The 12718-nt window shown below is 70.8% G+C and carries 10 protein-coding genes; 2 read left to right on the top strand and 8 right to left on the bottom strand.

Annotated elements, in window-relative coordinates; translation table 11 throughout:
• Window positions 1–11: 11 nt before the first annotated feature.
• Window positions 12–1328, bottom strand: a complete 1317-nt coding sequence (locus NFR93_RS11525) for an ABC transporter substrate-binding protein (RefSeq protein ID WP_251453384.1) — start codon at window positions 1326–1328, stop codon at window positions 12–14.
• Window positions 1329–1615: 287 nt separating this feature from the next.
• On the opposite strand from NFR93_RS11525, the gene NFR93_RS11520 reads away from it, so the two are divergent.
• Entirely contained in the window at window positions 1616–2629 is a 1014-nt protein-coding gene (locus NFR93_RS11520) for a LacI family DNA-binding transcriptional regulator (protein ID WP_251453378.1), read from the top strand.
• 30 nt (window positions 2630–2659) lie between these two features.
• On the opposite strand, the gene NFR93_RS11515 is transcribed toward NFR93_RS11520, so the two are convergent.
• Window positions 2660–3388, bottom strand: coding sequence for an endonuclease domain-containing protein (locus NFR93_RS11515; RefSeq protein ID WP_251453377.1), 729 nt, complete (start codon window positions 3386–3388; stop codon window positions 2660–2662).
• A 229-nt stretch (window positions 3389–3617) separates the two neighbouring features.
• Entirely contained in the window at window positions 3618–4070 is a 453-nt protein-coding gene (locus tag NFR93_RS11510; RefSeq protein WP_251453375.1) for a GNAT family N-acetyltransferase, read from the bottom strand.
• Between the two features lie 133 nt (window positions 4071–4203).
• Between NFR93_RS11510 and NFR93_RS11505 the strand changes: the two genes are divergently transcribed.
• Window positions 4204–6423 (top strand): NADP-dependent isocitrate dehydrogenase, encoded by a 2220-nt coding sequence (locus tag NFR93_RS11505; RefSeq protein ID WP_251453374.1) that lies wholly within the window; start codon window positions 4204–4206, stop codon window positions 6421–6423.
• Between the two features lie 72 nt (window positions 6424–6495).
• Here the strand turns inward: NFR93_RS11505 and NFR93_RS11500 are convergent, their stop codons facing one another.
• The 5 genes from NFR93_RS11500 to NFR93_RS11480 all read right to left on the bottom strand — a co-directional run bounded on the left by NFR93_RS11500 (window position 6496) and on the right by NFR93_RS11480 (window position 12653).
• Window positions 6496–7467: an acetylxylan esterase gene (locus NFR93_RS11500; RefSeq protein ID WP_251453372.1), complete on the bottom strand. Its 972-nt coding sequence runs from the start codon at window positions 7465–7467 to the stop codon at window positions 6496–6498.
• Between the two features lie 17 nt (window positions 7468–7484).
• Window positions 7485–8936: a L,D-transpeptidase family protein gene (locus tag NFR93_RS11495; protein WP_251453370.1), complete on the bottom strand. Its 1452-nt coding sequence runs from the start codon at window positions 8934–8936 to the stop codon at window positions 7485–7487.
• A gap of 140 nt (window positions 8937–9076) precedes the next feature.
• Entirely contained in the window at window positions 9077–10468 is a 1392-nt protein-coding gene (locus tag NFR93_RS11490; protein ID WP_251453368.1) for an FAD-binding oxidoreductase, read from the bottom strand.
• Window positions 10465–10878 (bottom strand): YrdB family protein, encoded by a 414-nt coding sequence (locus NFR93_RS11485; RefSeq protein ID WP_251453366.1) that lies wholly within the window; start codon window positions 10876–10878, stop codon window positions 10465–10467. The genes NFR93_RS11490 and NFR93_RS11485 overlap by 4 nt, the downstream gene beginning before the upstream one ends.
• A gap of 71 nt (window positions 10879–10949) precedes the next feature.
• Window positions 10950–12653 carry a sigma-70 family RNA polymerase sigma factor gene (locus tag NFR93_RS11480; RefSeq protein ID WP_251453365.1) on the bottom strand — a complete coding sequence of 568 codons (1704 nt, stop codon included), beginning with the start codon at window positions 12651–12653 and terminating at the stop codon, window positions 10950–10952.
• Between the last annotated feature and the right edge of the window lie 65 nt (window positions 12654–12718).

The following is a 12718-nucleotide window of genomic DNA, read 5'->3' as shown; positions in this document are numbered from 1 at the left end:
GTCCGTCCCGCTCAGCTGCCGGCGAGCTTGTCGACCGAGGCGCCCCAGCGCTCGTTGAGCTCTGCGAAGTACCCGTCCTTGTCGCCGTCTGCGGCGCCGCGGGCGATGTCGACGAGCTTCTGCCGGTAGAGAGGTCCGTACAGGTCGATCTGAGAGTCGTTCGCGATGTCGTTGATCAGACCCTCTTTCCCGGCCGGTGCCGGGTTGATCTCCATGAGCTCCACACCCGCCTCGGCGAAGCCCTGCAGATTCTCGGGAAGGTCCTTGGCCAGCACCGGTGAGATCATGCCCTGTGCCTCGGTGTATCCCGAGTCCTCGACCACCCACTGGATCCACGCCCATGCGGCGGCCTTCGCGTCGGAGTGCCTGCTGACAGCGAGGTTGTAGTCGCCGCCGACGACCGCGTACTGGGTGCCGTCGACGTTGGCCGGGAAGGCCATGAAGCCGATGTCATCGGCGGAGGCGCCGTTGTCCTCGGCGGCCGCCTGCATCTGCGAGATGGCCCAGGACCCGAGCGTCATCGCGGCGATCTTGCCGGTGCCGAGATCCACCTTCGACTGCTCCCAGTTGGTGGTGAGCGGGTCATCCTCGGTGAGGCCGGCGGCGACCGATTCGTACAGCAGCGAGTCGATGGCGTACATGTCCGTGCCCTCGGTCCACGGTGCCGGATCCTCCGCCATGGTCATCGGCGCGTCCGGGTCGTTGGTGACGACGCCGAGGTTGCCGAAGCTCTGCGTCAGCGGCCAGCCGTCCTTGTAGTTGGTGTACAGCGGGATCGCGTCGGTGTTGTCCTTGACCTGCTGCAGGGCCTCGAGCCATTCGTCCTCGGTCGTCGGCAGCTCGGTCACGCCGGCCTCGTCGAAGACCCGCTTGTTGTACACCACGCCGTTGGCGTTGCCGCCGAAGGCGATGCCGTACTGGGTGCCGTCGTAGCTCGCCGCCGGCAGGAACCGATAGGTGTCCTCGAAGGAGGACGTGTCGCCGAGCGGCTCGAGGAACTGCTCGAACTGGCTGGGCTGGATGGCGGGGATTCCGATGACGTCGCCGTAGTTGGTCGTCGACATGCGCGTCTGCATCTCGCCGGCGTAGTCGGTGATCCCCTCGAATGTGACGTTGACGTCCGGGTACTCCTCATTGAACGCCTCGGCGTACTTCTCGAAAGTGCCGTCCTCGACGAGGTCGGTGCGCCACGTGACGACTTTGATGTCGCCGGCGACCTCGCCGTCGATCGTGTTGTCGGTGCTGCCTGCGCCTCCTCCACCTGCGCAGCCGCTGATCGCCGCCGCGGTGGCCAGCAGGCCGATGCCCGCCAGTGCCTTCTTCGCCATGTGATTTCTCCTTGTCAGGTTCGCCCTTGAAACTGCCGACGCGGGTGCCGCCGCATCGATGCGTGGGGTCGTCGCGAGGTCAGCGTAAGCAGTGCGAGCGGCGTCGCGCAAGCATCCGATGTCAGCGCTGTCTTTCCGTGTCCGATTCCGAACAGTCAGGTAAGAAACACCTCTGACCTGGCATTTATCACGGATCTATTGGTTCACGAGCGGAGCAATGTCGCGAGAATGTCCTACGTCGACATTTGCTCCACCGTGCTAATGTGTGCGGTGGTGAGGAGGCCGCGATGACCGTTCAGCAGCGCGCGACGCTCGAAGACGTCGCACGGCTCGCCGGAGTGAGCTCGAAGACGGTGTCGCGCGTCTTCACCCATCGCGACCTCGTGGCTCCGGACACGGTCGAGCGCGTGCTCGTCGCGGCCAAGCGCCTGCGGTTCCGTCCCAACCCGCTCGCCCGGAGCCTGCGCCGCGGCGGCTCGACGAACACGATCGGGTTCATCATGGGCGAGCTGAACAACCCCTTCTACTACAAGGTGGCCGCCGGGATCGAACGCGAACTCGCCGCCAGCGGCTTCTCGCTCGTCGTGGCGACGACCGACGACACCCCCGAGGGGGAGGAGCGGGTCGCCGAGGCGCTCCTGGGGCAGCGGCTGGGGGCGCTGTTGCTCATCCCCGTCGCCGAGGACCAGTCCTACCTCGAAGGCGAGCGGCACCTCGGCACTCCGGTGATCGCGATCGACCGTCCCGCGCGAAACCTGGTGGCCGACTCGATCGTCCTCGAGAACCGTGACGGGGTGTTCGAGGCCGTCAGCCGACTGCTCGCGCGCGGACACCGCCGCATCGGCTACGTCTGCAACCCCGCGTCGGTCTACACCCAGTCCGAACGCCTGCGGGGGTATCGCGACGCGCTCGCCGCTCACGGCATCCACGATTCGGCTCGCTGGGAGCGGCTGGCCGACGATCCGGCACTGCCCGCCGATCGCCTCGTCGCCGACCTGTTCGACACCGACGACCCGCCGACGGCGCTCGTGACGGGGAACAACCGCGTGACGATCGGCGCCCTCCGGCACCTGCGCGACCGTGTGGGTGGAGACGGTGTCGCCCTCATCGGGTTCGACGACTTCGACACCGCGGACGTGCTCGGCGTCTCGGTGATCAGCTACGACCCGCTGGGTCTCGGGCGCGCGGCGGCGAGCCTGGCGATCGAGCGCATGCAGGACCCCGGGGGCTTCACCAAGCAGCTGCAGCTGCCCACGTGGGTGGTCGAGCGCGGCACCGGCGAGCGGGCGCCCGCAGACTGACCCGGGGCCGCCCGGCTTGCGATCAGGGTCTCAACGTGTCAGATGCGCCCCGGCGGCGATGGCCCGCGCGACCGTCCGCTCGACGTGGTCCCAGTCGTGTACGACCTGCGCATAGGTGAACCGCAGCACGGTGAAGCCGGCCAGGACCAGTTCCGCGTCGAAGCGCACGTCCTTCGTGCGCTGCGCTGACGACGAGTGGTGCTCGAAGCCGTCGATCTGCACGACGAGCCGTTCGCCGACCAGCAGATCGACGGGGCGGCCCAGCAGCACGACCTGCTGGGCGATGGGAACGCCGAGGGGAGCGAGGCGCACCAAGGCGATGGTCTCCAGACCCGAGTCCGACTGCGCCGACACCCGCCCGGCGCACCGGCGGGCCGCAGCGGTGCGCCATCTCACACGCTGCAGCGCCCGCGGCGACAGGCCCTCGATCCCCGCGGCCGAGTTCCACACCACCTGCGCGGACTCCGGAGGCAGGCACAGCGCGACATGCGCGAGCGTGTCTTCGACCGACTCGATCAGCCCGTATCCCGGGGGCGGTGCGATGCGCCGGGTCCAGTGGGTGGTGAGGTTTTGGGACGCCGGCTTGGTTCCGTGCGGCTCGAAGCGCAGGTGGATTCCGTCCGGTACGCCTTCGGGGATCCACCAGCCGCGGTGGCGTGCGGCCGACACGCACGTCAGGCTCGCGCTGTTCTCAGCCGCGGTCCGCAGTCCCTCGGGCGCGTTGGAGGTGGCCAGCCAATGGCGTCGGATGCGGCTCACGGCGCCCGCGTTCACAGCCCGCTGGTGCGCTGGGAGCGGAAATCCCGCTTCGACGACGGCGAGGCGATGGGCGATGCCTCCCGCGTCGCGCACCCATGCCGCCAGCCGATCCTCGTCGCAGATCGTCGGGTCGGCCGGGGCCGGACCGGTCTCGTGAGTCGCGCCGGAACGTCCGGATTCCGGATTCGCGTGACCGGCGAGCGGATGCCGGGCGAGCCGGCTCAGGCGGTCAGAGCCGGATCTCGGCGATGACCTCGCTGTACTCGGTCTCTCCCACGGGGGTGAACCCGACCCGGCGGAAGAACGCCTCGGGCCCGCCCTCGCCGGCCTCGTAGATGACGTTGACGTGGGACATGCCCCGCTCGCGGGCTTCGTCGATCAGCTTCTGGACGGCGAATCGACCCACGCCGCGTCCCTGATCGTCCGCGTCGACGTTGATGCGCCAGAGCACGGACTTGAAGTGCTCCTCGGGAGCCTCGTCGTCGAAGTTGGCGCTGACGAAGCCGACGACCTCGTCGCCGTCCAGGACGACGCGCTGCCACGACGTCTTCGGGTTGATCACGGTCGCGGCGATCCCGTAGCTGACCGGGGCGAGGAACTGCTCCTGCCCGGGCTTGAGCGACAGATTGTTGACCGCCACGATGGTTGCGGCGGAGAGTTCCTCGAGTCGCAGTTCAGCCATGGACCACAGGGTATCCGCAATACCCGTGCCGGTCACGCGCGCATCGTCACATCGACCGGGTTTATCTTGACGTCGAGATACTTTCGCCCTGTGCGATAGGCTGATCGCCGACCCGCGACGAAAGACGACACCGGTGACTGATTCGACCATCATCTACACCTATACCGACGAGGCGCCGGCGCTTGCGACCGCGTCTTTCCTGCCGATCGTGCAGGCGCTGACCCGCCAGGCGGGGGTCGACGTCGAGACGCGAGACATCTCGCTCGGCGGCCGCATCCTCGCGGCGTTCCCGCAGCGGCTGACCCCGGAGCAGCAGGTGGGCGACGCCCTCGCCGAGCTCGGCGGACTCGCGACGCTCCCCGAGGCGAACATCATCAAGCTGCCGAACATCTCGGCCTCGATCCCGCAGCTCAAGGCGGCGATCGCTGAACTGAAGTCGCAGGGCTTCGACATCCCCGACTACCCGGACGAGCCTCAGACGCTCGAAGAGAAGGACGTCCGCGCCCGCTACGACCGCATCAAGGGCTCCGCGGTCAACCCGGTGCTGCGCGAGGGCAACAGCGACCGCCGCGCGCCGCTGTCGGTGAAGAACTACGCCCGCAAGCACCCGCACCGCAACAAGCCGTTCCCCGAGGGATCGAAGACGCGCGTGGCGACGATGGGCCACGACGACTTCCGCTCCAACGAGACCTCGGTCGTCATCCCGGCCGACGACGTGCTCACCATCGAGCACACCGCCGAGGACGGCACCACCACGACCCTGAAGTCGGGCATCAAGGTGCTCGAGAACGAGATCGTCGACGCCACGTTCCTGTCGGCGGCGGCACTGGACGCCTTCCTCGCCGAGACCCTCGAGACGGCCAAGGCCGAGGACGTGCTGTACTCGGTGCACCTCAAGGCGACGATGATGAAGGTCAGCGACCCCATCATCTTCGGCCACGTCGTGACGGCCTTCTTCGCCGACGTGTTCGACACCCACGGCGCCGCGCTCGCCGCAGCGGGTCTCACCCCGAACGACGGACTCGGCTCGATTCTGTCGAGCCTGGACCGCGTCGAGGGCGGGGCAGAGATCGCCGCGGCGTTCGACCGGGCCCTCGCCGCCGGTCCGCGCGTGTCGTACGTCAACTCCGACAAGGGGATCACGAACCTCCACGTCCCCTCCGACGTGATCATCGACGCCTCGATGCCCGCGCTCGTCCGCAACGGCGGCAAGCTCTGGGGCGTCGACGGGGGAGAGGACGACACGCTCGCGGTCATCCCCGACTCGTCCTACGCCGGGGTCTACCAGACCGTGATCGATGACGTCATCGCCCACGGACCGCTCGATCCCGCGACGATCGGGACCGTCCCCAACGTCGGTCTCATGGCGCAGGCCGCCGAAGAGTACGGCAGCCACGACAAGACCTTCGAGCTCGCCGCGGCCGGTGTCGTGCGGGTGCGCAACCAGGCCGGTGACGTGCTCCTGGAGCACGACGTCCAGGCCGGTGACATCTGGCGTGCCACGCAGACCAAGGACATCGCGGTGCGCGACTGGGTGAAGCTCGCCGTCACCCGGGCGCGTGCGACCGGCGCCCCCGCCGTGTTCTGGCTCGACGCGGGCCGCGCGCACGACGCCACGCTCATCGAGAAGGTCAAGACCTACCTCGCCGAGCACGACACCGACGGGCTCACCATCGAGATCCTCGCGCCCGCCGAGGCGACCCAGTACTCGCTGGACCGGCTGCGCAAGGGCCAGGACACCATCTCGGTCACCGGCAACGTGCTCCGCGACTACCTCACCGACCTGTTCCCGATCCTCGAGGTCGGCACGAGCGCCAAGATGCTCTCGATCGTGCCGCTCCTGGCGGGTGGCGGGCTCTTCGAGACCGGCGCCGGCGGCTCGGCCCCCAAGCACGTGCAGCAACTCGTCGCCGAGAACTACCTGCGGTGGGACTCCCTCGGCGAGTTCTTCGCCCTGGCCGCCTCCCTCGAGCACCTCGCGACGTACACGGGCAACGTCAAGGCCCAGGTGCTGGCCGACACGCTGGATGCCGCGACCGGCAGCTTCCTCGAGAACGACAAGTCGCCGGGGCGCGCACTCGGCACGATCGACAACCGGGGCAGCCACTTCTACCTCGCGCTCTACTGGGTGCAGGAGCTCGCCGCGCAGCAGGCCGACCCCGAACTGGCGGCGGTCTTCGCGCCCGTGGCGCAGGCGCTCGCCGAGAACGAGCAGCAGATCGTCGACGAGCTCGTCGCCGTCCAGGGCAAGCCCGCCGAGATCGGCGGCTACTACCGTCCCGACGCCGAGCTGGTCGAGGACGTCATGCGCCCGTCCCCGACCTTCAACCGCATCATCGACGGCATCGCCTGACGACGCCGGAAGGACGAGGGGTGGATGCCGCGGCATCCACCCCTCGTCTCGTTCCGCCCGCGGGCGGGTGACTCAGCCGAGACGCTCCCGGACGAAGCGCACCTGCTCGTCCCATTGGTACGGGCCGCCGCCCTCGTGGTCGTTCGCCTCGTACACCCGGATCTCCTTGTCGCTGGCCGGAATCCGGTTGAACGCGGCGTACACGGTGGACGGCGGGCAGGTGAGGTCGTGCAGTGCGACGGAGAAGAGCGTCGACGCCGAGATGCGGGCGGCGAAGTTCACCCCGTCGACGTACGACAACGTCTCGAACACCCGCTCCCCGGCGTGCCGGTGCACCGACAGGTAGCGCACGACCTCCTGGTACGGATCGCGGTCGGTCAGACCGACCGCGCGCTCGAAATGGCAGAGGAACGGCACGTCCGCGAGCACGGCGGCGACGTCGCCCGCCAGTGCTCCGGCGGCGATCGCGATGCCGCCGCCCTGACTGCCGCCGGCCACGACCACCTTCGTGGCATCGACGCGGTCGAGCCCGCGCACGGCGTCGACGGCGCGGACGGCGTCGGTGAAGACGCGGCGATAGTAGTAGGACTCGGGAGAGTCGATGCCGCGGGTCATGAACCCCGAGGCGGCCGGGCCGCTGCCGTGCGGGTCCGGCGTCGCTCCGCCGCCGCCCCACATCGAGCCCTGGCCGCGCGTGTCCATGAACAGGTGGGCGAATCCGGCCGCCGACCACGCGAGACGCTCGTGCGGGAGGCCGCGGCCTCCGCCGTAGCCGTTGAACTCGACGACGGCCGGCAGGGGACCCGCGTCCGCGGCTGGGAGGAGGAGCCACGCCTTGACCGGCTCTCCCGCGAAACCGGGGAAAGTCACGTCGTACACCTCGACGGTGCGCAGCGGCGAGTCGATCCGGTCGAGGATCACCTCACCGCCGGCCGCGCGCGCGTCGCGCACGGTGGCGGTCCAGAACTCGTCGAAGTCGGCGGGTTCGCGGACGTCGGGGCGGTAGGTCGTCAGCTCTGACAGCGGCAGGTCGAATCTCGGCACCGTGCCAGGCTAGCGAATCAGTCGTGGATCCAGACCTCGGTGCCGGTGGGGGACCAGTCGTAGACGAACTTGGCCACATCGACGGGCATGTTGATGCACCCGTGGCTCATCGGGTTGCCGAAGTTGTTGTGCCAGTAGGCGCCGTGGAAGGCCTGGTCGCCGTTGAAGTACATCACCCACGGGACGTCTTCGGTGCAGTACGGCGCCCCTTCGAAGCAGCCCATGTCCTGCATGCTGACGTGCGCGAAGACGCGGAACGAGCCGGTCTGCGTCAGCGAGTCCTCGAGGCCCGACGATATCGCGTAGGTGCGGATGACCTGCTCGTTCTCGTACAGATACGTCGTCTGCTCCGACAGGTCGACCTCGATCCGGCGGGAGACGGCCGCGGTGGCGAACTCCGTCTCGGCGACGGTGAGCTCGAAGGTCGCGTCACCCTCGGACAGCTGCGCGGCGACGTCTTCGGCGAGGCCCTCGGTCGAGCCGAGCTCGCGGCCGGTCACGCCCGCGACGTCGGTGCGGAGCACGCCGCCGGACGAGTCCGTGATCACGCGGGCATCCACGGGCTGGCGCTCGACGGCCTCGGGCAGTCCCTCGACGACCTTCTGGATCGCGGCCGGGTCGGCTGAGATCTCGAACGCGCCCTCCGCCGTCTGCGACACGGTGAGCCACGATGCGGTGACGGCCGGCTTGACCCGCACCACGCGCTCGTCGCCCACGTAGAAGCCCGCCGTCTCGAGGAGGCCGTTGAGCTCGGATGCCGCTGCCTCGGCGGCCTCGGTGGTCACCGTCGGCTCGATCGGAGCGGGCGTGACATCGATCTCGGCGCGCGCGGCACCGGAGTCGAAGGCTTCCTGGAGCGCGACACGCAGGGCGTCGACGTCGACGCCCACACCCTGCTCGGCCTCGGAGGCGACGTAGCGCACCTTGTCGGCGTCATAGGCGAGCGTGGCGTCGACCGGGGCCACGTACAGCTCGGGGAGCGCCGCGCGGACCGCGCTCTCGACCGCGGCGGCGTCGAGGCTGATGGTCGCCGTCGACGGGTCCGAGAACCACTGTGTCGGGTTCCACATGGGGTGCTGGGCGAAGGCGTCGTCGGCGAGGCCGCGGCCGTCGATCGAGGCACCGAGGTCGGCGCCCGTGAACTCGGCCTGTCCGGCTTCGCCGTCCAGCACCACGACCGTGCCGGCGAGGCGCTGGGTGATGGCATCGGCCGCGGCCCCCGCGGTCATGCCGCCCACCTGCACGCCCGCCACCGAGGTTCCCGGGGCGATGAGGACCAGGGATGCCGCGACGAGCGCGATCGCCGCGATCGCTGCGGTGACCCCGACCCACAGGCCCACACGCCGACGGCGCGGGGCGGGTTCGGCGGGCGCCCACGCGAACGCGGCATCGCCGCCGAGCGGCACGGTCGCCGTGGACTGCGCCGACGGCTTCTCGTCCGCGCCCGGCTTGGTCGCCAGATCTGTCACGCCACCACCCCCTGCGATAAGCGTTCACCAATGGTAGGGGACTCCTCCGTGCGGGTGGCAGGGAATCGGGCCGTACAGGGGCTTTGCGGTCGAATCGTTGCGGTTCCGTTGCGAAAGCCGTTCCCGGGGCGCACCTCCCCCTACGGCGTGAAGACCTTGCCGGGATTGAGGATGCCGGCAGGGTCGAATACCCGCGTGATGTCGCGTTGCAGCTCCCACTGATCGGTGCCCAGCTCGTCGGCCAGCCACCGGCGCTTGAGCACGCCGATGCCGTGCTCGCCCGTGAGTGTCCCGCCCAGTCGCAGCGCTGACCGGAAGAGATCGTCGGCGGCCGCCCAGATGTGCGCGGGCACCTCCACGGTGCCGTCGGCGAGGGGGGTCGCGGGGAAGACGAAGTTCGGGTGCAGGTTGCCGTCGCCGGCGTGCGCCACGGTCGGGATCGTCACGCCGTGCTCCCGCTCGACGCGCGCGATCTCGTCGAACATGGCGGGCAGGGCGCTGCGCGGCACCGCGACGTCCTCGATGAGGGTGTGGCCGAGCGTCTCCATGGCGGGGTGCATCGAACGCCGGATCGTGAGCAGGCGCTCGCCCTCCTCGCGATCCTGCGCGAGCACGACGGTGCCGCCCGCGTCGGCCAGGACGGCGCTGATCGCCTCGGCTTCGACGGATGCCGCAGGCCCGTCGGTCTGGATCGTCAGCTGCGCCGTGCCCGCAGCCGGGGGCGCGAGCGAGAGCAGCGCGTGCGCCGCGGCCAGCGATGCGGCATCCATCAGCTCCATGATCGCCGGCTGGATGCCGGCGGCCGTCACCGCCGCGGCGGCGGTCGCGGCGGCGCGGACGTCGGGGAACGTCGCGGCGAGGGTGCGGACCTCGCCAGGAACGAGGCGCCGCAGCTTCAGCGTGGCCGCGACGATCACGCCGAGCGTCCCCTCGGAGCCGATGACGAGAGAGGTGAGGTCCAGGCCGGTGACGCCCTTCACGGTGCGGTGTCCCAGTCGCAGCAGGCGGCCGTCGGCGCGCACGAGGTCCACGCCCAGGACGGCGTCGCGGACGACGCCGTACTTCGCGCACAGCAGCCCGCCGGCGCCGGTGGCGATGTTGCCCCCGACGGTCGAGATCGCCCGGCTGGCGGGGTCGGGAGCCCACCACAGGCCGTGCGCGGCCAGCGCGGCGTTCAGTTCGGCGTTGATGATGCCCGGCTCGACGACGGCGACGAGGTCGTCGGGTGCGACCTCGAGGATGCGGTCCATGTCACGCACCGACAGCGCGATCTCGCCCGCGCCGGCGTTCGCGCCGCCGGCCAGGCCCGTGCCGGCGCCGCGGGTGACGACGGGGGTCCCGGTGGCCGAGGCCACGCGCAGGGTGTGCTGCACGTCGTCGACGGATGCCGCATGGACGACGGCGAGCGGACGCCCGGATGCCGCGTGCCCGGACTTGTCGGCGCGCGCCGCATCGAGTGCGGCGGGCGAGACGTCGACGCGGTCGCCGAGGTGCTCCCGCAGACGGGCGATCACCTCGTCGTGGGTGCTCACGCGAACCGGCGCCGCCCGGCGAGGACCCCCACGACGACCGCGACGAGACCGTAGACGACGCCCACCCAGGTCGCGCCCATGCTCCACCAGGCCATGGTGGCCGACAGATACACCAGGAGCTCGATGACGCCCCGCACGAACGGGTGCACCTCGAAGACCGCGCGCGGCGAGACGAACAGCGCCCACACCAGGATGGCGGCCACGGGTGCGGCGATGCCGGCGACGATGTTCCACGGGAACGCCCACATCGCGAAGCCCCAGATGGCGAGGGTGACGAACGCGAAGAGCTCGCACACGAAGGCGAGGATGTCGATCGCCGTCAGGGGAGTGCGCATGCCGGCCGGGGTGGCGCCGGCCGAAGTGGCGGCGGCAGGAGTGGCGGCGGCAGAGGGACGAGCCGTGTCGGACATGGCCTCCAGTCTACGGTCGGCGCTGCCGACGTGACCCGGGGGCACCTCCGAGGAGCGGGTCCGATCGGAGGTCAGAGCAGGGTTCCGACGCGCACGGCGATCGGCGCGCCGGAGAGGTTTCCCGCGACGTACCGCAGCTCGATCCGGGCATCCGTGGCGACCTGTTTCTCGGTGACGGTCACGACGAGAGTGCCGGCGCCGGATGCGTCGAGAGCGACCGTGCCGACATCGGTGCCCGCGATGCGCGCCCGGACGGTCGCGCCGGGCTCGCCCCGCAGCCCCAGTGTCAGTGTCGCGGCGCCGGTGTCGTCGGTCGACACGGCGCTGGAGGAGACCGCCGGAGCCCCCGCGGGCAGCGCGGCCTTGGGCGTCTCGCCCGACGCGCCCGGTGCGGAAGGTTCCGGATCGGTCGGCTCCGGGTCGGTGGGCTTCGGGTCGGTCGGTTTCGGATCCGTCGGGGTCGGATCGGTGGGCGTCGGCTCCGTCGGTCCGGCCGGCGGCAGCGGCTGGGCGTCCCCGCCGTCAGCGGGAGCGGGGTCCGGCTCGTCGGCCGGTCGCGGCGCGTCCGTCACCGGTACGCGCGCGTCCGGCGCCGCGTCGTCGTCGGGCGCGATCGGATCGAGCGGGCGGTCGGGCGCCGGGCTGTCGGGTGCGGGGCTGGAGGGCGCGTCCTGACCGGGCGCGTCGACGCGCACGTCGATTCCGGCATCCATCGCCGCCGCGCCGGTCTCGGAGTCGGGCGCGCCCGCTCCCGACCACGGCAGGAGGAGTGCGCCGGCGAAGATCGACCCGACCACGACGGCGCTGGCCGCCACGAGGCTGATCACCCCGCCGATGCCCGAGCCCGCGGTATCCGGATTCCACGTCGCGGTGTGGACGGCGGCCGGGGCCGTCGCGACACCGGTGGCGGTCGTCGCGCCCGCGGCCGGCGCCACGTCGTCGGGCATGGCGGGGGCGGCTGTCGCGAGACCGCCCCCCTGGAGCGCCGCGAGGTAGCCGGCTGTGCCCGCGATCCCCACCGTGAGCGGGAGCAGCACGAGCGCGAGCCGGTGGGACACCTCGTGGGCCTCGCCGGCGACGATCGTGCAGCGGGTGCAGTGCGCCAGGTGGGACTCGACGCGCGCGCGATCGCGGCGGCGGATGCGGGAGCGGGCGTAGTCCCCGAGCCGCTCGACGGTCCACTCGCACGCCGACCCCGCGGGAACGGCGTGGACGTGCGCGTCGATCCATGCCTCGCGCAGACCGTCCTGGGCGCGCGCGGCCAGCTGCGCGACCGCGGTGGGCTTCATGCCCAGGAGCGGGGCGGCCTCGGCCGGTGTCATCTGCTCGATCTCGATGTACCAGAGCACTTCCTGCCAGCGCGACGGCAGGCGGCGGAAGGCCTGGGTCGTGAGTCCGCGGTCCAGCGCTTCGGCGCTCGCGTGCTCGGCGGTGAGGGGATCCTCGGCGTCGGTCACCTCGATCGCGGTCTCGCGCTGCGCGCGGCCCCATGTCGCGGCCGAGTTCCGGATGCTGGTGAACAGGAACGCCCGGAACGAGCCCGACGGGCCCGCGCCGCTGGCGATGGACTGGTAGATGCGGCTGAAAGACTCCTGCGTCAGCTCGTCGGGGTCCAGGCTCGACGACACCGACCGGGCGACGGTGACGCCCGCGTGGTAGTGGCGGCGCCACAGTTCGCCGAAGGCCTCGGTGTCACCGGACCTGGTGCGCAGCACGAGCGCGGCATCGCCGAGCCCGGCGACGTCGCGCCCGGTCGGCGCGGTCTGATACGTCATCGTTTCTCCGTGCGGGGTGGCAGTCAGCGCCTCCACAGCGGTGCCGACGACTCCGGTCGCGCGAT

The sequence above is a fragment of the Microbacterium sp. Marseille-Q6648 genome (genome assembly GCF_943181415.1).
In the GTDB taxonomy this organism is placed as follows: Bacteria; Actinomycetota; Actinomycetes; order Actinomycetales; family Microbacteriaceae; genus Microbacterium.
Note: the sequence above shows the minus strand (reverse complement) of the source record. Positions and strands in the feature narration are given on the sequence as shown.